This window comes from Pseudomonas oryzae (genome assembly GCF_900104805.1).
GTDB classification, from domain to species: Bacteria; Pseudomonadota; Gammaproteobacteria; order Pseudomonadales; family Pseudomonadaceae; genus Geopseudomonas; species Geopseudomonas oryzae.
Genome location: NZ_LT629751.1, coordinates 1,523,054 through 1,542,684, shown reverse-complemented (window position 1 = coordinate 1,542,684; position 19,631 = coordinate 1,523,054). Strand labels below are relative to the sequence as shown.

Below are 19,631 nucleotides of genomic sequence, written 5' to 3'. Positions count from 1 at the left end.
CAAAGCTGGTTCATCTAATTGAGATGAACCAAGATCAAGCCCTGAGGTTGGCAAAGCGAACTAACCAATCAGACCGCCGAGGCGGACTATCTTTCTAAAGCTTCGAAAAAGACGAGGCCGGCATTTGCCGGCCTCATGCTGTGGAGTTTCAGGAAGAACTCAGTTGCCCGTGGCTCGCATGTGCTGGACGCTGAACATCTCCGGCGGGCTGAGCTTGGCATCGACAACGCCCTTGAACTGGCCGGAGGTACAGTGCATAGCCTGCACGTCGATCATGCTGAAGCTGTCGTCGATTGACACCCCGCTGCCCTTGTTGACCGGCAGGTGATGGTCAGGGTGGGCCTGGCCGATGGTGAAAGTCTTCCACAGCGTGCCCTTGCGGTCATAGGAGATGGTGCGCGGCACGGTGAACGTCTGTGCATCCATGTAGTGCACACGCTTGGCCAGCGGGTGGCTGGCATCCACCGGGGCGGACTCCACCTCGTAGACCTTGCGCAGCTGCCAGGTGATATTGGGGAAGCAGCCGCCCTGGCCACCGAAGGCCACCACCTTGTAACCGTCGCTGTCCTGATGGGTTTCGTTGTCCAGCTGCAGGTCATTGTGGTTATAGAAGGGCATGAGCATGAAACGGGTACCCTTGTAGGTCCACTTCATGTCGGAAATGCGCCCGTTGTAGCCCTCGAAGTCCTCAATCATCAGGTCCGAGCCGAGGAAGGCGTCGGTCACCTGACCGGTGGCCAGGCGGCGCACGCGGCGCTGGAAGCCGAGATACAGCCAGGAGTTGTCGCGCTTGAGATCGTCCTCGGCGCGGTGGATCAACAGCTGAGTATTGCGCACGTCGTGCGGCTCGAGGACGTTGACGTAGATGCCGCGGAACAGCTGCGAGGGGTTGGGAGTAATCGCCGGCATCGGCTCCTGGTTCACTCGGCGGGTGAAATTGAGGAAGTGGAAGTTGAACTTGATGGTGCGCTCGACCTTGCCCGAGTCCATGTCACGGAACTTCCAGTAGAACGGGTAGACCGCCGCGCTGTCGCCCCAGTTGTAACCGTACTTGAAGTTCCAAGCCAGTTTCTCGCCGGCGCGCGGATCGTTGGCATCCGGCTCCTGCGGGAACGGCCGGCCGGCCACGGCACCGCTGATCTCGCCCGTCTGAGCACCGAGCTTGACGTTGTCCATATGGTCGCGGGTGGCCTTCACGTAGTTCGGGTGCAGGTCGAAGGAAGTGGTCTCACCGACCTTGATCTCCGCCCAGCCCTTCTCGATGAAGCTGTAGAAGGCCGGATCGATGATGTCCTTGAACTGGGCGACGTTGCCTTTGTTGATGGTCATGCCGACGCTCAGGCCGGCAGCCTTCGGCATCTCGCTCTTGTAGGGGAAGAAGGATTTCTCGATCACCGACTCGTCGGCGGCCAGAGCGAGGCCGGCGACCAGAGCGAGGCTCAGGGCGGTCAGGCGGAAGATGTTGTTGTTATGCATTTGTCCGTTCCTCGTGTGATCAGAAGCTGTAGCGCATGGTGAGCTGGAGTTCGTCTTCTTTTTGCGCCATGCCTATCGGGCCGGCGCGGAAGCGACCGAGTGGCTCGTAGCCGCCGAGGCCCACGCTGTAGCCGGCCGGCTGGCCAGCGCTGGTGAACGGATCCCAGGGGTTGCAGCTGCGGCAGTCGTCGTACTCGCGGGCGCCGCGGCCGACCTTGACGTTGGCGCCGGCGATGATGCGCAGGTTGTCGCTGAACAGGTACTCGACGCTCGGTGCGATGGCGGTGGCCTTGGCCCGGAAGTCATGGGCGGCGAGCAGCTGCGGGCTGAGGCGGTCGTTCATCCACCAGCCCTTGAACAGCAGGGTGGCGATCCAGTTCTCTTCCCAATCCGGCATGCCGACCTTGCCTAGCGCACGCTTCTCCTCCTGGTGCTCGTGGATGTGCTGGCCGAACAGCTGGCCGGAGATCAGGAAGGCGCGCCCTGGGTTGAGGAAGGGGATGAACACGTTCTTGTCGGCGCCGATCACGTAGCGGGTCACGTCGGACTCGGAGAACAGTCGCGTCTGCAGGGTGTTGGCGAACTCCTCACCATCAGTGTGCGCCAGCTCGAAGCGGAACACGGTGTCGATGGCCTGGGAGTAATAGTCCATCGAGCCGCCGATCAGATTTACCCGCGGGAAGTGGATGTCGAAGGCGATCAGGCTTGGCCACACGCCTGTCTCGCCAGTGAAGCCGTTCTGCGCCGGGATTCCGCCGCGCAGCGAGGGCAACTGCGAGCGATAGGTCAGCGCATTCAGCGAGAACCCAAGGTCACCGTAAACCCCTTCCAGCTTGATGCCGAACTGGGTGTTGGACAGGCTCCACGACGGCATGTGCGCCTTGCGGATACCAATCTGCCCAGGCCCGAAGTCGGTGGCAGTATCACCAAAGGCGAAGTTGGAGACGGTGCCGCCGTTCTCCCACAGGTTGTTCATGCCACGAAAGAAACAAGACGCATCGAGGATCGAGTTGGGCGTACCGCACTGGCCAAGGTTGTGTGGACGGAACTTGTCAAAGTTCCACACGAACGACAAGTTGAGGTCGTCGAACACCTCGCCGGCACCCATGCGCCAGTCGGCCTTGGCGATCCACATTGGGATGCGGATGTCTTCCAGCTCGTCGTAGATGTTGTTGCGCGAGTAGTCGATCGGGTTGATCACGTCGAGCACGCGGAACAGGTCGGTACGGCCCCAGATCACCTGCTGCTTACCGACCCGCCAGCTGACCATGTCACCGTTGGGCAGGTCGTGGTCGAAGTCCATGTACAGCTCGCGGATGAAGTCCAGGCGCTCGTTGAACTCGGGAAAGCGCAGGTCGTTGGTACTGGCGTCGAGGTAGTCGTCGATGCAGCCACGGCTATCCTTGTCGCACGGCCGCACCGGCACGCCGAATCCCACCCCACCACTGGTCCGGTGCAAGTTTTCACCAAGGACGATCATCCCCTCGTTGGGATTATTGGCCACGTCGAAGGTATTCGGCAGTTTCAGGCCGCCGCCATGCGGCACAGAAGCCGCCGGATTGAGGCTGCCGGTGTCTTCAAGCTGGATGGCGCCCCCCGCGCCACTGCCGTACTCGCTGGAGTTGAGGTCGTAGACACCGTCGTAGGTGCCGCGGAAGGTCCCGTGGAGCTTTATGTTGCTCAGCCCTCCACGATCTTCCAGCTGGCGGTCGGCATTGACCTGTACGGTGTTGCGGAATTTCGACAGGCCGGCCGTGTCGCGCACGTAGGTGGCGTTCTCGTAGAAACCAGTGATGCGGGTTTCCTCGGCCACCGCCATGGCCAAGGGAGTAAGACTCAGGCTGGCACCACCGAATACGGCGAGCCCCAGGTTGCGCAGCTGTCTTGTTGTTCTTTTCTGCATGGCAGTTCCTCTAACGGTCATGAGCAGGACAGCTCGCCCGGCCTCAGGCCGAGCGAGCAACCCCGTACGGCAACCCGTCGTCGGCCCTGGTCTGGGCCGCCGGCAGGGATTCGGCAGGCTGGTCGTGGTCGGCGTGGATGATGCCGTCTTCGTCGACGTAGGCGTCGGTGATGAAGCGCGGCTTGAACACCAGCACCCAGGCGGGCACCAGCAGCATGGCGGCGATGCCGTTGATCACGATCATCACGCACAGCAGCATGGCGGCGTCGGCCTGGAAGCGCAGGTCGGAGAGCAGCACCCACATGACGATGCCGGCCATCAGGGTCAGCGCGGTGAAGCTGATCGCCATGCCAGTGGTGGCGATGGCACGGTGCACGGCGTGGGACAGGTTGCCGCTCTTGACCATCTCCTCGCGGATGCGGTCCATCATGTAGATTGAGTAGTCGATGCCAACGCCGATGCCCACTGCGATCACCGGCACCGTGTTGATGTCGATGCTCATCCCAGCCAGGCCCATGTAGGCGTAGGTCAGTACGGTGGCGAACAGCATGGCCATCAGCATCATCAGGCCGGCATGCCAACTGGTGTAGAACACCATGACGAAGGCGAAAATCAGCAGGAACACCAGCGGCAGCACCACCAAATTGGTTTCGAACGCCGACTCGTTCATCGACGCGGCGACGCCGAGGGTGCCGCCGGCCAGGCGGATGGTCAGGCCCGGAACCTCCTCGCCGTGCTCGGCGATCCACTGCTTGGCCATGTGCATGGCGCGGCGGATGGTCTCGCCCTGGCGGTCCTTGTAGTAGAAGACCAGGTTGGCGATGCGGTCGTCGGTGTCGTTGAACTCGTCTAGGGCGCCGGGGATCGGGCTGGAGGCCATGTAGGTGAACATCAGCCCGCCGACGTAATCGGCGTCGTGGGGGATCTGGAACCAGCGCGGGTCGTCGTTGTGCATCAGCCGGTTGACCTGCTTGATCAGGTCCGGCAGGCCCTTGCTGCCGCCCACCGCGGGGTCGGCGAGCATGTGCGACTGCAGCGACTGCAGCGCCTGCAGCACTTCCGGGCGTTTGATGCCGCCCTTCTCGGCGTGCTCGGCGATGATGTACAGCTCCTCGGAGCCGGGAAAGCGCTCGTTGATAGCCTTGGACGACACGTTGTAGTCGTGTTCTGGATAGAGGATCGGCGAGCCGGGCTCGGAGTCACCGATCTTCACCAGCGAGGAGGCCCAAAGGCCGGCTAGGATGGCCGCGGCCGCCAGCCACAGCAGCTTGCTGGCGGCGCCGGGACGCGACACGGTGGCAGCGCAGCTGGCGCCGATGTGGCGCAGGAAAGTTTCCTTGATCTCCGGATTTTTCGGCTGCGGCAGGATCGACAGCAGTAGCGGCACACCGATCAGCACCGAGAAGATCACCGTGGTCGCCCACAGCGAGGCATATATGCCCAGCTTGGTATTGAGAGCGATAGAGCCGATGGCGATCAGCGCCAGGCCAATGGCGTCCGAAGCGATGCCCAGGGTACCGGGGCGGAACAGACTGTCGAAAGTGGCGCGCGCGGCCAGCTGACCGTCGCCGAGTTCGCGTACCTCAGCGTAGTAGCGCTCGACCAGCTGCACGCCGTGGCTCATGGCGCGGGCAGCGATCAGGAAGGGGATCACCAGGCCCAGCGGGTCGAGGTTGTAGCCGAGCAGACTGATGATGCCCAGCCCCCAGATGGTCGAGATCATCACCCCACCCAGCGGGATCAGCACGCCGTATGCCTTGCGGAAGTGGAACACCAGCAGCGCCAGCATGGCCAGCACAGTGAACACAAAGATCTGCAGGATCTGCTCCATGTAGGTGTAGGCCCAGCCGACCAGCACCGGCTGGCCGGTGGCGTACAGAGTCACACCGTCGCGGGTTTCCGCCTGGCGCAAGGCCTGCAGCTGGGTGAAGGTCTTCTCGTAGTCGAGTTGGCCCTCGATCAGCTGCGCCTTGACCAGCGCCACCTTGAGGTCAGGCGATACCAGAGGGCCGTAAACCCGTGGGTTGGCCACCACGTCGGCCTTCATCGCCGCTAGCTGGGCGTCATCGAGCGGGCCGAATTCGGCCTGGTAGTAGGACTCGGAGTTGATGCTGCCGACCTCGGTCAGCCAGATCTTGCGCGAGTTGCGGTGGGTAAGGCTGCTGACCTGGTTATGGTTGACCCCAGGCAGGCTGTCGACACCCTGGGTGACACGGTCGAGGGTGGCCAGGTTCTCGTTGCTGAACAGGTCGCCATCCTTGAACTCGACGCCGATTACCAGCACGTTGGCACCGCCGAAGGTGTCCTTGATGCTGTTGTGCAGCTGGATATACGGGTGCTCTTGGGGCAGCAGGTCGCCAAAGTCGGTGTAGACCTTGAGTGCCGGGATGCGCAGGGCGAAGAAGATGGTCAGCGCGGCAATGATCGCCAGTACCGTGCGCGGGTGGCGGAACAGCCAGACCTTAACCAGATGAAATACGTGGGTGAAATGATGCATGGACATGGTCGGAGCCTCACTCAGCCTGGGCGGCCAGGGCCGGACGGGTATCGAGATTGAGCAGTAAGCCGCGGCCGCCGGCGACGGTCAGACGATGGTCGTTGCTACTGCTGGCGGCACGCAGGTAAACCGGCGCGTTGGGGGTCGGCAGGGTTTCCCAGCGCTCGCCGGCCAGGCGCAGCACGCTGCTGTGATCGCCGATGGCGAACAGACCGTCACGGTTGGCACTGAAGTTGAAAATCGGCGCGGCCAACGGGGTGGCTTGGCGCTGCCAGCTCTCGCCGCCATCGGTGGTGTGGTAGATGAAGCCGTTGAGGCCGCCGACCCAGCCCTCCTCCAGGCTGGCGAAGTGGCTGGCGTGCGGATAGAACTCGTCCGGCAGGCTGCCGGCCTGCTGCCAGCTGGTGCCACCGTCACCACTGGTGAACACCAGGCCGAACTCGCCGGTGATTACCGCCTGCTGCGCGTCGAGGAACTGCAGGGTAGTCAGCGTGGCGTCCTCGTCCAGGCTGTTCTCCTCCCAGTTATCGCCTTGGTCGCTGCTGCTCAGCAGGGTGCTGTAGCTGCCGGCCACCCACCAACTGCCGTCCGGGGCACAGGTAGAGGTCATCATCTGTTCCTGGGTCGGCAGCTCGAGGGACTGCCAACTGAGACCGTCGTCGCGGCTGTGCCACAGGCGGTTGTCGAAGCCGAGGGCGATGAAGCTGCCGTCACCGCAGGCGTCGAGGTCGATGATGCTGGCGCCGCTGGCGATCTGCCGGCGCTGCCAGTTCGAACCCTGGTCGGCGCTGGCGAGCAGTACGCCGTCGTTGCCGGCCAGCAGGGTCACCCGCGGGTTGCCGGCCATGGCCTGGTAGAAGTCTGTGCGCTGGCTGGCCTGTTGGCTCTGCTGTTCGACGCCGGCCAGATCCAGGGCTGCCTCGCAACCGGTTAGGGCCGCAGGCAAGGCGAGTAGAACGGAGAGACTGCGCAGTACACGCAGGGATTGTGGGCGCAGGCCGCTACGGCCGTGCGCTGACGCGGGAAAGCGGAGCATCAGGGTCACCACTACTGTCTTGTTTTTGTTGAGAAGCAGTTGGATGACCTATAGCAACCGCTGTGCCAAACCTCGCACGGCACCCCATCTATCAGCTAAAGTATTGATATGTAATGATTTTTATAATTTCGATGAGTGCGCGATTACTTCCCGCCGCTATCGGGAAGGGCCTGCACTTAAGCAACTGGTAAAGTCGCGCGGGGGCTTGTCCAAATGCTAAAACATCCGGCGCAGGGCCTAGGTATTTGTCTTAAAGCCCGCACGCAGGCATTTCTGGATGCCCGCCTGCATGACCATAGCCTCGACGCTGCTGGCCAGCACCTCATAGCGGGGGCGTAGACGGTGCTTTCCATTGAGCCAGCTGTTATAGCCGCTCAATATCATTGCGCTTTCAGCACTGGAGCTCGTCTAGCCGTCGCTAGCCAAACCTGGCCGAGGCTTGAAATGCATCTGGGATGACCGGCTGAACGCCGTATCGGTCGAAGTACTGGCGTAGGCTCTGGCAGCCATAGCCCTTTGTCGCCAGTACATATCAGCAGCGCTTGCGCGGACGACCTTCGCTACTGTGACGAGTGATCTGCTCCAGCAAAGCCATGAGGTAGCGAGAATCGGCATCCTGACCGGACGAGAGCATTACAGCCGGCGGATACACAAGGCTTTCACAGGCCCAAGTGAAATCTTGCTGGTCAGTCTCAACTGCGGCTGAGGCAGTGGTACTGGCGGCTCGGGTAGTGCTATCGAGATCGAGCTCCTACATCGCTACTCCTCTTGAAACTCGAAGCCAATCTTCTTCAGCCTGTAGGCCAGGGCTGCGCGGGTCATGCCAAGGAGACGCGCGGCGCCCGACACGTTCTGGCTGCTGCGCTCCATGGCCTCGCGCATCAGAGCAGCCTCTACCTCCTCAAGACTGACGCCCTCTGCGAGGATCTCGGAGAGCCATTGACTGCGCTGAACCAGATCACCAGCGCTGGACAAACGACGGACGCCTATTCTCTGCCTCTTCAGCTCCAGACCGGGGAACAGCGCCTCGACGCTGATGCTCTCGTTGCTGTCGGTAAGGATCACCCCGCGCTCAATGACGTTTTCCAGCTCGCGGATGTTGCCCGGCCAGGCATACTGCTGGCAGGCCTCGATGGCGCGGTCGGACAGGCCAAGGGTCTTCTTGCCGTACTCGTCGTGGAACTTCTTGAGAAAGTGTTCGACCAGCAATGGGATGTCCTCACGGCGCTCACGCAGCGGCGGTATCTGCACCGGGAACACATTGAGACGGTAGAACAGGTCAGCGCGGAAACGCCCAGCCTGCACCGCCTCAGCGAGATCCTCGTTGGTCGCGGCTATTACCCGTACGTCTATCTTTCGTGCGTGATAGCCGCCGACCCTCTCCAGCTCACCCTCCTGTAGCACGCGCAGCAGTGTGGCCTGGGCGCGCGGGGTAAGCTCGATAACCTCGTCGAGGAAGATAGTGCCGCCATGGGCACGCTCGAAGCGCCCGGGGCGCGACTGTATGGCGCCGGTATAGGCACCTTTCTCGACACCGAACAGCTCCGCCTCGATCAGGTCTGGCGGAATCGCTGCGCAGTTCACCGGCACGAATGGCTGATCAGCACGCGCGCTGCGCAGGTGCACACTACGCGCAATGACCTCCTTGCCGACTCCGGTCTCACCGAGCAGCAGCACAGACACTTTGCCGCGCGCCGCCTTGTCGATTATCTGGCAGACCCGCTGGTAGGCCTGGGACTGACCGATACCGTAGTACTGGCCATCCTGACTCTGTAGACGGCTGCGAAGGCAGGTGATCTGCGACTGTAGCTCGTAGAGCTCGTCAATCACCGGATCGCTTTTGAAATAAGCCCTAAACTCGGCAGCATCCTCCCAGTCTTCGGCTCTCTTACCGACCACCCTGCACTTGTCGTCGCCACAGCCGCGACAGCTGACCTCCTTGTAGATGATCTCGCGGCCCATGAAAGACGAAGAATAGCCGCAGGCGTAGCCGAGTAGCGTCCAGCAAACCGGCTGCTCCATCAGGCCCAGTTCAGTCTGGCAGATATCTACCTCGAATGAGTCAATCCATTCTGCCTCGACATAAAAGCGGCCCGTTTCGATGTCGATGTCAGCGTTAACAACGGGCGTACGAGCCATGCCTTTGAGCATATGCAGCTGCGGACCGGCAAGAAAGTTGTCCAGCTCGCTGCTGTTAGGTCTGAGCTTGCGCGTCAGCTCGGCATCCTTAAGACCGGACTGATAACCCAGGCGCAGGAAGAACCCCTTGGCACGCTCGACACCAAGCAGATTAATGATCTCGCGGCGGAAGTTGGCTAGCGACGAGAGCGGCATCAGCAACATTCGCTGTTCGCCTAACCAGATCTTGCCTTCCTCGCTAAGGAAATGGATCAGATCACTCAGGTCATGAACATCAGGGTATGGCAGCTGTTGATTGTTCTTCTTGGTCATTAGGCATATCCCCTGAGAGTAGTTGTGATGGGGGGCTCCCGGCGCCCCGTGGAGCTACGACGGGACACGGCTCTAGCGGCAGAGCGCGACATAGAAGCCTGTAACGCAAAAAAAAACAACCAATCGAGCAGGGCGCCCCCCCCAGGGCTTGTGGAGCTGCTCAATCATCACATCAGTCGCCAATCCAGGCCTTGCACAAGCCCTCCCCGCCTGGGTCGACATCTTCACCTGTGCATTTGCACAAGCACATCGGTTGATTCTCCAAATGATCAAAGCCCCACCCCGCCCTGGCCGCCCGCCAAGGACCAAACAGCTCTGAAAAACGGCCGATCTTAGCCGCCGATAAAACAAAAAATCCTTTTTCATCAACAGCTTATAAAAAATCCAAACCACCCGCCGAGACCCTGGCACAGCTGTTGCTCTATTGCTCCAGGCAAGCAGCGCAACCTGGAGATACCGAGATGACTGCATCGGACAATAACTTTGAGCAGCTCAAACGCTACGTCCGCGTCCGCAGCGAGCCCGAAGCCAAGTTCGTGGAGTTTGACTTCGCCATTGGCTACCCCGACCTGTTCGTCGAGTTGGTGCTGCCGCATGAGGCCTTTGTGTCGTTCTGTAGCCACAACAACGTGGTGTTCATGGATGCCGAGATGGCCGCAGCGGTGGACGAGGACATGGTCAAGTGGCGCTTTGGCGACGCTGGCCGCCGAATGCCTAAGACCACGAACTGACAGGCCTGCAACGCGCAACCGCACACAAAAACAACACGGTACGGTCGACATGAACATTGAAATCAAAACGCACGCGGTGGAACCTATCCGCCAAACCTTCAGCCACACTCGCCGTCGCTTCGGTGATAAGCCCGCCAGCCGCTATCAGGAAGCCAGCTTCGACCTCGAGCCCAAGGTCAACTTCCACTACCGTCCGCAGTGGCAGCCAGACAAGCTTCTCAACGATCCAACCCGTACCTGCATCCGCATGAACGACTGGTATGCGGTCGTCGATCCGCGCCAGTTCTACTACGGCGCCTATGTGCAGACCCGTGCACGTATGCAGGAAACCACTGAGCACGACTTCGCCTTCTGCGAGAAACGCGACCTGCTGGGCCGCCTGAGTAACGAGCAGCGCGAGCGCGTAGCCCGCCTGCTGCTCCCTCTGCGCCACGCAGAGTTGGGCGCCAACATGAACAACAGCAGCATCGCCGCCGACGGTTTCGCTACCACAGTCACTCAACAGCATATGTTCCATGCCATGGACCGTCTGGGCATCGCCCAGTACCTGTCGCGCATAGGCTTGATGCTCGACGGTGGCACCGGCGAATCCCTCGACGCTGCCAAGCAGCAGTGGATGCACGCCCCGGAGTGGCAGGGCCTGCGCCGCCTGGTCGAGGACAGCCTAGTAGTCAAGGACTGGTTTGAGCTGAGCCTGCTACAGAACCTGGTCAGCGACGGACTGTTGTTCCCACTTATCTATCAAAAGCTCGACGAGACCCTGAGCGCAGAAGGCGCCGGCGACGTCGGCATGCTCACCGAGTTCATGCGCAATTGGTACGCCGAAACCACTCGCTGGGTCGACGCCATGGTCAAGACCGTGACCGCCGAGCGCACCGAGAACCGGGAGCAGATCGAAGCCTGGATTGATCACTGGCAGGGGCGCGTCATTGAGGCGCTGGCACCGCTGGCCAAGGTTGGCCCTGGCCATGAAGCCTTGGCGGGCGTGCAGCAGGACTTCGCTGCACGCTTGAAGAAACTCGGCCTGTTCAACTGACTGAAGGTACGCAGACATGTCACTGGTTTTTATCGTCCTGCAGGACAACGACAACGCCCGCTACCTGGTGGAAGGCATCGTCGAGGACAACCCTCAGGCCAAGGTGCTGCATCAGCCGGCGCTGATCCGCATCGAGGCGGAAAACCGTCTGGAGATCCGCCGCGACACCATGGAGGAGAAGTTCGGTCGCACCTGGGACGTCCAGGAGATGCTGGTGGATGTAATCACCATCGGCGGCAACGTCGATGAAGACGAGGAGCGTTTCGTCCTCGAGTGGAAAAACTGATTGGGAGCCGCGAGATGACCACCAACAACAAGAAAAAGCTCGGCCTGAAAGACAAGTACCGCTATCTGACCCGCGACCTCGACTGGGAGCCCAGCTACCAGAAGAAAGAGGACATCTTCCCCTTCGAACAGTTCGAGGGCATCAAGATCACCGACTGGGACAAGTGGGAGGACCCCTTCCGCTTGACCATGGACGCCTATTGGAAGTACCAGGCGGAGAAGGAGAAGAAGCTCTACGCGATCCTCGACGCCTTCGCCCAGAACAATGGTCAGCAGAGCATCTCCGACGCGCGCTATGTCAACGCGCTGAAACTATTCATCAGCGGCATCAGCCCCTGTGAGTACGGGGCATACCAGGGCTTTGCCCGGGTCGGTCGGCACTTCAGCGGCAGCGGAGCACGCGTCGCCTGCCAGATGCAGGCGATCGACGAACTGCGTCACGTGCAGACCCAAGTGCACGCGATGAGTCACTACAACAAGCACTTCGACGGCCTGCATGACTTCTCTCACATGCACGACCGCGTGTGGTACCTCTCAGTGCCCAAGTCGTTCTTCGACGACGCACGCGCTGCGGGGCCCTTCGAGTTCCTCACTGCGATCTCGTTCTCTTTCGAGTACGTGCTGACCAACCTGCTGTTCGTGCCGTTCATGTCCGGCGCGGCCTACAACGGCGACATGGCCACAGTCACCTTCGGCTTTTCGGCCCAGTCCGATGAGGCGCGGCACATGACCCTAGGCCTCGAGGTGATCAAATTCATCCTCGAGCAGCATGAGGACAACTTGCCAATTGTCCAGGGCTGGATCGACAAGTGGTTCTGGCGCGGCAACCGCCTGCTGAGTCTGGTCGGCATGATGATGGACTACATGCTGCCGAATAAGGTGATGTCCTGGGCCGAGGCCTGGGAGGTGTACTTCGAGCAAGCTGGCGGCGCACTGTTCAAGGATTTGGCCCGCTACGGCATCCGTCCCCCCAAGTACGTCGAGCAGTGCCCGGAGGCGAAGCAACATATCACCCACCAGATCTGGGCCGCCCTCTACCAGTACAGCCAGGCGACCAACTTCCATACCTGGATGCCCAGCGACGAGGAGATGGACTGGCTGTCGGCCAAGTACCCGGAAACCTTCGACAAGTACTACCGCGCGCGTTTCACCTTCTGGCGCGAGCAGCAGGAAAAGGGCGAGCGCTTCTACAACAACACCCTGCCGCAACTGTGCCAGGTGTGCCAGATCCCGGCCATCTTCACCGAGCCGGGCGATCCGACACGCCTCAGCCATCGCAGCCATGTGCACGAGGGCGAGCGCTACCACTTCTGTTCGGATGGCTGCTGCGACATCTTCAAGAACGAGCCGGAGAAGTACGTGCAGGCCTGGATGCCGACGCACCAGATATACCAAGGCAACTGCGGTGGCGCCGACATCGAGTCGGTGGTGCGCGACTACTACAACATCAACATCGGCGAGGACAACTTCGAGTATCTCGGCTCGCGGGATCACCGCCGCTGGCAGGAGTGGAAAGGCGAGAAACCCGCCGCCGATAAGCTGCCCAAGGCCGGCTGACGCAACGCTGCGGGGTGGCCAACCACCCCGCATGTTCTCCTCCAAACGCCCTATTCCTGCCTCCAAGAACAAGAGAAAAGAGGGACACGAAATGACCGTCAAATCCATCGGCGAATACAGCTTCCGCCCGCTAGACCTGCAGGAAAACTTCCACGGCCAGCAACTGCTCTACGTCAGCTGGGACCGCCACCTGATGTACTGCGCGCCCTTCGCCCTGCTGGTGGCGCCGGCGCAAACCTTCGCCGAGCTCATCGAGCAGGTACTGCGGCCGGCCATCGCCGCCCACCCCGACAGCGCCCGCGCCGATCTGAGCAGCGCCATCTGGTACCTGAACGACGAACCGTTCCAGCCCGACCTCGCCACCAGCCTGGAAGCCAACGGGCTGCGCCATAAGGACATGCTGCGTCTTGATACACCCGGTCTGAACGGTATTGCCGGTTCCTGCAGCTGAGGGTTTTGCCATGAGCTACCAAGTCACCATCGAACCGACCGGCGACGTGATCGCGGTCGAGGACGGCCAGACCATCTTGCAGGCCGCCCTGCGCCAGGGCGTCTGGCTGCCCTTCGCCTGTGGCCATGGCACCTGTGCCACCTGCAAGGTCCAGGTACTCGACGGCGAGGTCGAGATCGGCGCTGCCTCGCCCTTCGCCCTGATGGACGTCGAGCGCGACGAGGGCAAGGTGCTGGCGTGCTGCGCCACCGTGCAGAGTGACGTGACCATCGAGGCTGAAATTGATGTAGATCCGGACTTCGCCGGTCACCCGGTGGACGACTTCACGGCCACGGTCAGTGCCATCGTCGACTTGTCTCCGACCATCAAGGGGCTGCACCTAAAGCTCGACCGGCCGATGGCCTTCCAGGCCGGCCAGTACGTCAACCTCGAGCTGCCCGGTATCGATGGCAGCCGCGCCTTCTCGCTGGCCAATCCGCCGAGCAAGGCCGACGAGGTGGAGCTGCACATCCGTCTGATTGAGGGCGGCGCGGCCACCAGCTTCATCCACCAGCAGCTCAAGGTGGGTGACACGGCGAAGCTGTCCGGCCCCTACGGCCAGTTCTTCGTGCGCGACTCTCAGGCCGGCGACCTGATCTTCATCGCCGGCGGTTCAGGGCTATCCAGCCCGCAGTCGATGATCCTCGACCTGCTGGCACGCGGCGACACCCGTCAGATCACTCTGTTCCAGGGCGCGCGCAATGTCGCTGAGCTGTACAACCACGAGCTGTTCGAGCACCTGGCCGCCGAACACGCCAATTTCACCTATGTGCCAGCGCTCAACCAGGCGGCCGAGGACGACAACTGGAAGGGCTTCAAGGGCTTTGTCCACGACGCTGCCAAGGCGCATTTCGACGGCCGCTTCAGCGGACACAAGGCCTACCTGTGCGGCCCGCCGCCGATGATCGACGCAGCCATTACCACGTTGATGCAGGGCAGGCTATTCGAGCGCGACATCTTCATGGAGCGTTTCTTCACTGCCGCCGACGGCAATGCCGATAGCACCCGTTCCGCGCTGTTCAAGCGCATCTGAGGTGAGCCATGGGACAGTCCTTTCATGTCACCGAAGTATGCAGCGGTAGCCATTTCGAGTGCGATACAGAGCAGTCGGTGCTGGCGGCCATGGAGCAGCAGCACCATCACTGCGTGCCGGTCGGTTGCCGCGGCGGCGGATGTGGGTTGTGCCTGGTGCGGGTGGTCCGCGGTGAGTTCGACTGCGGCCGCATGAGCGCTCGACACGTACCGCCAGAAATCCGCGCGCAGGGCCGGGTGCTGGCCTGCCGACTCTACCCACGTAGCGACCTGGCTATAGAGCGCCATCCGGAAACAGTCGTTTCCGGGAGCAATCCGGGCTAGCAAAGTCCAGGATCCGAAGTCGGATCCATGATGTTTTAGACCCAACAAAAAAGACAACAGAGGTGTCGAGATGAACAAAGGTGTAATGCGCCCCGGCCACATCCAAGTGCGCGTACTGGACATGGCCAAGGCCTTGGAACACTACGTCGAGCTTCTGGGCCTGATCGAGGTCGACCGCGACGAGAGCGGCCGCGTCTACCTCAAGGCGTGGAGCGAGGTCGACAAATTCTCGCTGGTACTGCGCGAAGCCGATGAGGCCGGCATGGACTTCATGGGTTTCAAGGTTATCAACGAAGCCGCCCTCGGGCAGTTGACCGAGGATCTCGTGGCATTCGGCTGCCCGGTGGAGAGTATCCCTGCCGGTGAGCTGAAGGGCTGTGGCCGCCGTATCCGCTTCAGCGCACCGTCCGGCCACCGCTTCGAGCTGTTCGCCGAGAAGGAGCAGACTGGCAAGTGGGGGCTCGCCGAGATCAACCCGGAAGCCTGGCCGCGTGGCCTCAAGGGCATGCGGGCGATGCGCTTCGATCATGCGCTCATGTATGGCGACGAGCTGCCGGAAACCCTGCGCCTGTTCACCGAGGTGCTCGGCTTCGATCTGGCCGAGCAGGTGGTAGACCCGCACGGCAACCGCATCGCCCAGTTTTTCACTTGCAGCATGAAGGCTCATGACGTGGCGTTCATCCAGCACGCTGAGAAGGGCAAGCTGCACCATGTCTCGTTCTTCTTGGAGACGTGGGACGGCGTGCTGCGCGCCGCCGACTTGATCTCGATGACAGATACCTCCATCGACATCGGCCCAACCCGTCACGGCCTGACACACGGCAAGACCATCTACTTCTTCGACCCGTCCGGCAACCGTAACGAGGTGTTCTGCGGCGGTGACTACCACTACTCGGATCACCCACCGGTGACCTGGACCACTGACCAACTGGGCAAGGCGATCTTCTACCACGACCGCCAGCTCAACGAGCGCTTCCTCACCGTTTTGACCTGACTGCCACGGTCTAACGAGAGTGTGCTCATAAAAGAGATCAAGCACTTCATCAACAGCGAATACGTCAGCTCGGGCAGCTCGAGGTCAGCATAGTCTGGGGCACCAGCTGGTTCATGCGCGACCTGCGCACCGCCTTCGGCGGCGCCAAGAGGTCGGGCATCGGCCGCGAAGGCGGGGTGCACTCGCTGGCGCTCTACACCGAGCTGAAGAACATCTGCGTCAAAACTCTGAGGTAGTCATGACCCAACTCGTAACAAGCCCGGAAATCGGCCGCGAGATCGTTGCCGCCGGCTACCGCACCAACCTGCATGACCAAGGCGAAGGTGCGCCGGTCCTGCTCATCCACGGCTCGGGCCCCGGCGTGACCGCCTGGGCCAACTGGCGCGGGATCATCCCGCTGCTGGCGCAGCACCGTCGGGTAATCGCCCCGGACATGCTCGGTTTCGGCTACAGCGAGCGTCCGGCCGATGCGCAGTACAGCCAGCAGCGCTGGGTAGAACATGCCATCGGCGTGCTCGACGCCCTCGGTATCGCCCAGGCCGACATCGTCGGCAACTCGTTTGGCGGCGGCCTGGCGCTGGCGCTGGCCATCCGCCATCCCGAGCGCGTGCGCCGGCTGGTGCTGATGGGCAGCGTCGGTGTGTCCTTCCCGATCACCGCGGGCCTGGACACCGCCTGGGGATACACCCCGTCGCTGGCCAACATGCGCGAGCTGCTCGACCTGTTCGCCTACGACCGCAACCTGGTCAACGATGAGCTGGCCGAGCTGCGCTACCAGGCCAGCATCCGTCCGGGCTTCCAGGAGTCGTTCGCTGCCATGTTCCCGGCGCCGCGCCAGAAAGGCGTTGACGACCTGGCCAGCGACGAGGCCGACATCCGCGCCCTGCCCCACGAGGCCCTGGTTATCCACGGCCGCGAGGACCGCATTATCCCGCTGGAAGCTTCGCTGACCCTCGCCCAGTGGCTGCCACGCAGCCAGCTACACGTCTTCGGCCAGTGCGGTCACTGGACCCAGATTGAACATGCCGGCCGTTTCGCGCGTCTGGTCGAGGACTTCCTCGCCGAGGCCGACGCGGCTGCTGCTGCTCAACAGCATAACCGCGCATGAACCAGGAGCTGATCCAGCGGCTCGGTGATGAGCTCTACCTCGCCATGCTGAACCGCGAAGCCATGGAGCCGTTGACCAGCCGTTTTGATCTGTCCATCTACGACGCATAACAGATCTCCCTGCACATGCTCGAGCGCCGCATGGCGTCCGGCGAGCACACCCCCGGCCACTTCGGCTCCCTGGTGCCGCTGGTGCCGGCGACTTCAGCGCGTCGACATCGGCAGCGCCAGCGTGCGCTTCGTCTGACCAGAACAATAAAGGGAACATTCCCATGAGCAAGAAACTGAAAGCGGCGATCATCGGCCCGGGCAACATCGGCACCGACCTGGTGATGAAGATGCTGCGCTCGGAGTGGATCGAGCCGGTATGGATGGTCGGCATCGACCCCGAGTCCGACGGCCTCAAGCGCGCCCGCGAATTCGGCCTGAAGACCACCGCCGAGGGCGTCGACGGCCTGCTGCCGCACGTTATCGACGACGACATCCGCGTCGCCTTCGACGCCACCTCGGCCTACGCCCACGCCGAGAACAGCCGCAAGCTCAACGAGCTGGGCGTGCTGATGATCGACCTGACCCCGGCCGCCATCGGCCCGTTCTGCGTGCCGCCGGTGAACCTCAAGGAACACGTCGGCAAGCTGGAAATGAACGTCAACATGGTCACCTGCGGCGGCCAGGCCACCATCCCGATGGTCGCCGCGGTATCGCGCGTGCAGCCGGTGATCTACGGCGAGATCGTCGCCACCGTGTCGTCGCGTTCGGTCGGCCCGGGCACCCGCAAGAACATCGACGAGTTCACCCGCACCACCGCCGGCGCCATCGAGAAGGTCGGCGGCGCCAAGGAAGGCAAGGCGATCATCGTCATCAACCCGGCCGAGCCGCCGCTGATGATGCGCGACACCATCCACTGCCTGACCGAGAGCGAGCCGGACCGCGACGCCATCACCGCGTCGGTGCACGCCATGCTCGCCGAGGTGCAGAAGTACGTGCCGGGCTACCGCCTGAAGAACGGCCCGGTGTTCGACGGCAACCGCGTGTCGATCTTCATGGAGGTCGAGGGCCTGGGCGACTACCTGCCCAAGTACGCCGGCAACCTGGACATCATGACCGCCGCCGGTCTGCGCACCGCCGAGATGTTCGCCGAGGAAATCGCCGCCGGCACCATCGCCCTGCCGCGCCGCGAAGCAGCCCTGGCCTGAGGAGAGACACGATGAATCTGCAAGGCAAGCAAGTCACCCTGCACGACATGAGCCTGCGCGACGGCATGCACGCCAAGCGCCACCAGATCAGCCTCGAGCAGATGGTTGCCGTGGCCAAGGGCCTCGACGCCGCCGGCATGCCGCTGATCGAGATCACCCACGGCGACGGCCTCGGCGGTCGCTCGATCAACTACGGCTTCCCGGCGCACAGCGACGAGGAATACCTGAGCGCGGTGATCCCGCAGCTCAAGCAGGCCAAGGTCTCCGCCCTGCTGCTGCCGGGCATCGGCACCGTCGACCACCTGAAGATGGCGGTGGACTGCGGCGTGTCGACCATCCGCGTCGCCACCCACTGCACCGAGGCCGACGTCTCCGAGCAACACATCGGCATGGCCGCCAAGATGGGCGTCGACACCTTCGGCTTCCTGATGATGGGCCACATGGCCAGCGCCGAGAAGATCCTCGAGCAGGCCCGCCTGATGGAAAGCTACGGTGCCAACTGCATCTACTGCACCGACTCGGCCGGCTACATGCTGCCCGACGAAGTCAGCGAGAAGATCGGCCTGCTGCGCGCCGAACTGAACCCGGCCACCCAGGTCGGCTTCCACGGCCACCACAACATGGGCATGGCCATCGCCAACTCGCTGGCCGCCATCGAGGCCGGTGCGGTGCGCATCGACGGCTCGGTGGCAGGCCTCGGCGCCGGCGCCGGCAACACCCCGCTGGAAGTGCTGTGCGCCGTACTGGCGCGCATGGGCGCCGAAACCGGCATCGACCTGTACAAGATCATGGACGTTGCCGAGGACCTGGTGGTGCCGCTGATGGACCAGCCGATCCGCGTCGACCGCGATGCCCTGACCCTGGGCTACGCCGGCGTGTACAGCTCGTTCCTGCTGTTCGCCCAGCGCGCCGAGAAGAAGTACGGCGTGCCGGCCCGCGACATCCTCGTAGAACTCGGCCGCCGCGGTACCGTCGGTGGTCAGGAGGACATGATCGAAGACCTGGCCCTCGACATGGCCAAGGCCCGCCAGACCCAGAAGGTGACTGCATGAACCGTACCCTGACCAGCGAACAGGTGCTGGCCCTGGCCGAACACGGTGAGCACCACCCGACCGGTACCGTCATCATGACCAGCAGCTTAACCACCCGCCTCGTCTGAGCGCCCCTTTCGCCCCTGCCTCTGGCCGGGGCTTTCTTACCGAGGAATCATTACATGCCGATTGTCCAGATCCATATCCTCGAAGGCCGCAGCGGGGAGCAAAAGGAAACGATGATCCGTGAAGTCAGCGAAGCAATCTCGCGCTCACTGGGTGCTCCTATCACCAATGTGCGTGTGATGATCAACGAGATGCCGAAGGGGCACTTCGGCATTGGCGGTGAGCTGGCCAGCTCGACGCGCCGCTAGCCGCGAACTCGTTGACGGCGCCTGACGCAGTGGTGCCTGCCAGGCGCTACACATTTAGGGGTACCTCTGATCAGGTGCTCGTGATGTCGTCCGAGAGAATCGCCCCGCTTC

Annotated in this window: 17 protein-coding genes and 1 pseudogene; 13 read left to right on the top strand and 5 right to left on the bottom strand. The window is 62.4% G+C overall.

Annotated features, from left to right (window positions below):
• Positions 1–159: 159 nt before the first annotated feature.
• From BLT78_RS06980 to BLT78_RS06960, 5 genes are all read right to left on the bottom strand, one after another.
• Positions 160–1,476, bottom strand: coding sequence for a DUF1329 domain-containing protein (locus BLT78_RS06980; RefSeq protein WP_090348284.1), 1,317 nt, complete (start codon positions 1,474–1,476; stop codon positions 160–162).
• Positions 1,477–1,495: 19 nt separating this feature from the next.
• Positions 1,496–3,379 carry a DUF1302 family protein gene (locus BLT78_RS06975; RefSeq protein ID WP_090348283.1) on the bottom strand — a complete coding sequence of 628 codons (1,884 nt, stop codon included), beginning with the start codon at positions 3,377–3,379 and terminating at the stop codon, positions 1,496–1,498.
• Positions 3,380–3,422: 43 nt separating this feature from the next.
• The gene (locus BLT78_RS06970; RefSeq protein WP_090348282.1) at positions 3,423–5,882 is read right to left on the bottom strand and encodes an efflux RND transporter permease subunit; all 2,460 of its coding nucleotides are present in this window, start codon (positions 5,880–5,882) and stop codon (positions 3,423–3,425) included.
• Positions 5,883–5,892: 10 nt separating this feature from the next.
• Positions 5,893–6,822: a WD40/YVTN/BNR-like repeat-containing protein gene (locus tag BLT78_RS06965; RefSeq protein ID WP_197673149.1), complete on the bottom strand. Its 930-nt coding sequence runs from the start codon at positions 6,820–6,822 to the stop codon at positions 5,893–5,895.
• A gap of 849 nt (positions 6,823–7,671) precedes the next feature.
• Positions 7,672–9,363: a sigma-54-dependent Fis family transcriptional regulator gene (locus BLT78_RS06960; RefSeq protein WP_090348281.1), complete on the bottom strand. Its 1,692-nt coding sequence runs from the start codon at positions 9,361–9,363 to the stop codon at positions 7,672–7,674.
• A 461-nt stretch (positions 9,364–9,824) separates the two neighbouring features.
• On the opposite strand from BLT78_RS06960, the gene BLT78_RS06955 reads away from it, so the two are divergent.
• The 13 genes and pseudogenes from BLT78_RS06955 to BLT78_RS06900 all read left to right on the top strand — a co-directional run bounded on the left by BLT78_RS06955 (position 9,825) and on the right by BLT78_RS06900 (position 19,520).
• Positions 9,825–10,094: a phenol hydroxylase subunit gene (locus BLT78_RS06955; protein WP_090348280.1), complete on the top strand. Its 270-nt coding sequence runs from the start codon at positions 9,825–9,827 to the stop codon at positions 10,092–10,094.
• 49 nt (positions 10,095–10,143) lie between these two features.
• Positions 10,144–11,130: an aromatic/alkene monooxygenase hydroxylase subunit beta gene (locus BLT78_RS06950; protein WP_090348279.1), complete on the top strand. Its 987-nt coding sequence runs from the start codon at positions 10,144–10,146 to the stop codon at positions 11,128–11,130.
• Positions 11,131–11,146: 16 nt separating this feature from the next.
• Positions 11,147–11,416, top strand: coding sequence for an MmoB/DmpM family protein (locus BLT78_RS06945; RefSeq protein WP_090348278.1), 270 nt, complete (start codon positions 11,147–11,149; stop codon positions 11,414–11,416).
• 14 nt (positions 11,417–11,430) lie between these two features.
• Entirely contained in the window at positions 11,431–12,972 is a 1,542-nt protein-coding gene (locus tag BLT78_RS06940) for an aromatic/alkene/methane monooxygenase hydroxylase/oxygenase subunit alpha (protein WP_090348277.1), read from the top strand.
• A gap of 91 nt (positions 12,973–13,063) precedes the next feature.
• Complete coding sequence (locus BLT78_RS06935; protein ID WP_090348276.1) at positions 13,064–13,423, top strand: phenol hydroxylase subunit P4; 360 nt, start codon at positions 13,064–13,066, stop codon at positions 13,421–13,423.
• 10 nt (positions 13,424–13,433) lie between these two features.
• A complete protein-coding gene (locus tag BLT78_RS06930; protein WP_090348275.1) occupies positions 13,434–14,495 on the top strand; it encodes an NADH:ubiquinone reductase (Na(+)-transporting) subunit F in 1,062 nt (353 codons plus the stop codon).
• An 8-nt stretch (positions 14,496–14,503) separates the two neighbouring features.
• Complete coding sequence (locus BLT78_RS06925) at positions 14,504–14,818, top strand: 2Fe-2S iron-sulfur cluster-binding protein (RefSeq protein WP_090348274.1); 315 nt, start codon at positions 14,504–14,506, stop codon at positions 14,816–14,818.
• A 70-nt stretch (positions 14,819–14,888) separates the two neighbouring features.
• Positions 14,889–15,812 (top strand): catechol 2,3-dioxygenase, encoded by a 924-nt coding sequence (locus BLT78_RS06920; RefSeq protein ID WP_090348273.1) that lies wholly within the window; start codon positions 14,889–14,891, stop codon positions 15,810–15,812.
• A gap of 80 nt (positions 15,813–15,892) precedes the next feature.
• Positions 15,893–16,048 (top strand): annotated as a pseudogene (locus tag BLT78_RS21375) (aldehyde dehydrogenase family protein); the annotation flags it as partial.
• A 2-nt stretch (positions 16,049–16,050) separates the two neighbouring features.
• Positions 16,051–16,920 (top strand): alpha/beta fold hydrolase, encoded by an 870-nt coding sequence (locus BLT78_RS06915; RefSeq protein WP_090348272.1) that lies wholly within the window; start codon positions 16,051–16,053, stop codon positions 16,918–16,920.
• 271 nt (positions 16,921–17,191) lie between these two features.
• Complete coding sequence (locus BLT78_RS06910) at positions 17,192–18,115, top strand: acetaldehyde dehydrogenase (acetylating) (RefSeq protein WP_090348271.1); 924 nt, start codon at positions 17,192–17,194, stop codon at positions 18,113–18,115.
• Positions 18,116–18,126: 11 nt separating this feature from the next.
• Positions 18,127–19,167 carry a 4-hydroxy-2-oxovalerate aldolase gene (dmpG, locus tag BLT78_RS06905; protein WP_090348270.1) on the top strand — a complete coding sequence of 347 codons (1,041 nt, stop codon included), beginning with the start codon at positions 18,127–18,129 and terminating at the stop codon, positions 19,165–19,167.
• Between the two features lie 128 nt (positions 19,168–19,295).
• On the top strand, positions 19,296–19,520 hold the full coding sequence (locus BLT78_RS06900; RefSeq protein WP_269458074.1) for a 2-hydroxymuconate tautomerase: 225 nt from the start codon (positions 19,296–19,298) through the stop codon (positions 19,518–19,520).
• Positions 19,521–19,631 lie beyond the last annotated feature (111 nt).